This window comes from Mesorhizobium sp. M4B.F.Ca.ET.089.01.1.1 (assembly GCF_004022605.1).
Lineage (GTDB): Bacteria > Pseudomonadota > Alphaproteobacteria > Rhizobiales > Rhizobiaceae > Mesorhizobium > Mesorhizobium abyssinicae.
The window spans coordinates 1-2,291 of record NZ_RZOS01000666.1 but is presented as its reverse complement, the minus strand read 5'-3'; the positions used below and the strand labels follow the sequence as shown (position 1 = coordinate 2,291).

General features: G+C 67.0%; 1 protein-coding gene and 1 pseudogene. One reads left to right on the top strand and one right to left on the bottom strand.

The genetic code is table 11. The features are described 5' to 3' along the window. Positions 1 to 462, top strand: a pseudogene (locus EN780_RS32410) (hypothetical protein); the annotation flags it as partial. Positions 463 to 473: 11 nt separating this feature from the next. Here EN780_RS32410 and EN780_RS32405 read toward each other — a convergent pair. Next, positions 474 to 2,072, bottom strand: a complete 1,599-nt coding sequence (locus EN780_RS32405) for a cisplatin damage response ATP-dependent DNA ligase (protein WP_128276308.1) — start codon at positions 2,070 to 2,072, stop codon at positions 474 to 476. Positions 2,073 to 2,291: the final 219 nt, after the last annotated feature.

Below are 2,291 nucleotides of genomic sequence, written 5' to 3'. Positions count from 1 at the left end.
GAGAAGACACTGATCCAGTCGCGCTGCTGCGCGGCCTCGCCCTGTTTTTCCGGCGACCCGACCCATGTCGCGGCGCCCGCCGACGCCAAGGCCGAGGTGATGCAGGACGACACCGGCTCGTTCCTGCGCATCCGCTCCGGCGCTTCCGGTTCGGCGATCGCCTTCGACGTCGGCCAGGGCGTGCTGGAAAAGCTCGTCGGCAAGCATGCCATGTTCGACATCGTCGCCCGCTCGGAAGAGGGCAAGGAGACGCAGATCTCGGTCGACTGCAATTTCGGCGAGCTCGGCGATTGCGGCCGCAAGCGCTATGCGGTCGGTCACGAGCGCAACGAATATCTGTTCGACGTGCAGTTCCCGGACAAGCAGCCGGGCGCGGCCGGCACCATTGCCATCAACTCCGACTTCGACAAGCAGGGCAAGTCGGTCGATATCTACGAGGTCCGCGTCTCGATCGCGCAGTAGCGTCGGATTTGCTAATCCAGCAGCGCCTGCAGCGTCTCGATGCGGTCCGCCTCGGCCGCCGGCTTGTCCCAGCGCAGCCGTGAAATACGCGGAAAACGCATGGCGACGCCCGATTTGTGCCGGGTCGAGCGGTTGAGCCCCTCGAACGCCACCTCCAGCACCAGGCCGTTGTCGCGGTCGGCGCGAACCGAGCGCACCGGGCCGAAGCGCTCGACAGTGTTGTCGCGGACATATTTGTCGATCTGCTTCAGCTCCTCGTCGGTGAAGCCGAAATAGGCCTTGCCGACCGGCACCAGCTCTTCCGCGCCTTCCGGGCCCGACCAGACGCCGAAGGTGTAATCGGAGTAGAAACTCGAGCGCTTGCCATGGCCGCGCTGCGCGTACATCAGCACCGCGTCGACCGTGTGCGGATCGCGCTTCCATTTGAACCACGGACCCTTCGGCCGGCCGGCGAGATAGGGCGAATCCCAGCGCTTCAGCATCACCCCTTCGATGATCGGATGCGGCGGCGCCTGGCGAAGCTCCTCCAGCGCCTGCCAGTCGGGGAATTCGACCAGCGGCGAGAGGTCGAAGCGGCCTGGATCGAGCGTGCCGATGAAGGCCGCGAGCCGAGCCCGTCTTTCGCGGAAAGGCAGCGCGCGCAAATCCTCGCCGCCAATCAGCAGTCCGTCGTAGCAACGCATGAAGGCCGGGTATTGCTGCTGGATCTTCGGTGACACGCTCTTGCGGTTCAGCCGCTGCTGCAGGTCGGAAAAGGTACCCGTCGCTTCACGCGGATCGCCGACCAGCAATTCGCCGTCGAGCGCTGCCTCGAAATCCATCGCCGAGGCGAGGTCGGGAAAGGCGCCGGAGACGTCGTCGCCGGTGCGCGAATAGAGCCGGCGGATGCCGCCTTCGCACACCGCTTGGACGCGGATGCCGTCCCATTTCCATTCGGCCGCGTAGTCGGCCGGATCGAGCTTTTCGAGATCGCCGTCGCCGACCGGATTGGCCAGCATCACCGGACTGAACAGCGCCAGCGCGGTCCGTTCGGGCTTGGCGGCCTTGCCCTCCAGCCAGGCGAACAGCGAGATGTAGGGCGGCGTCAGCCCGTGCCACAGCTCCTCAATTTCGGTGACGTCGACCTGGCCGAGATCGGCCAGCGCCTGCTTGGCAAGCCGCGCCGAAACGCCGATGCGCAGGCCGCCGGTGACCAGCTTGATGATGGCGAAGCGCGCCGAGATGCTGGCGCTGTCGAGCAGCCTCGCCAGCACCTTCGGCCCGTCGGAGCGGCTCGCCGCCTGCAGCTTGCCCACCACCTCGGCCAGCGTCGGCGCGTGGTTCGGGATGTTTCCGGGCGCTTGCGGCCAGACCAGCGACACCGTCTCGGCGAGGTCGCCGACATAGTCGTAGGAATAGCCGAACAGCACCGGGTCCATGCGCTCGACCACCAGCGCCCGCAGCATCGCCGGCTTCACCGCCGCGATCGACAGGTCCCCGGTGATCGCTGCCAGCGCCAGCCCGCGGTCCGGGTCTTCGACGCTGCGGAAATAGTCGGTCAGCAGCGTCAGCTTGCCGTTGCGCGACGGCGTCAGCACGAGGCGGTCGAGGAGCTCGGCGAAGCGGTTCATGGCTGGGCGCTCTGCGCAAATTGCGAAAGCTGGCGCGAGGCCCCCCTCTCTGGCCTGCCGGCCATCTCCCCCTCGAGGGGGGAGATCGGATGTCGCGCCGGCTTTCGCCAATCTCCAGCGCCGCGAGGGATGCGTCGGCATCGAAACTGCCAATCTCCCCCCTTGAGGGGGAGATGTCCGGCAGGACAGAGAGGGGGGCCGTAGGGCGCTGCGATGGCG

Coding starts and splice junctions, on each gene's coding strand:
- EN780_RS32405 (WP_128276308.1), bottom strand. CDS start 2,072: ATGAACCGCTTCGCCGAGCTCCTCGACCGCCTCGTGCTGACGCCGTCG.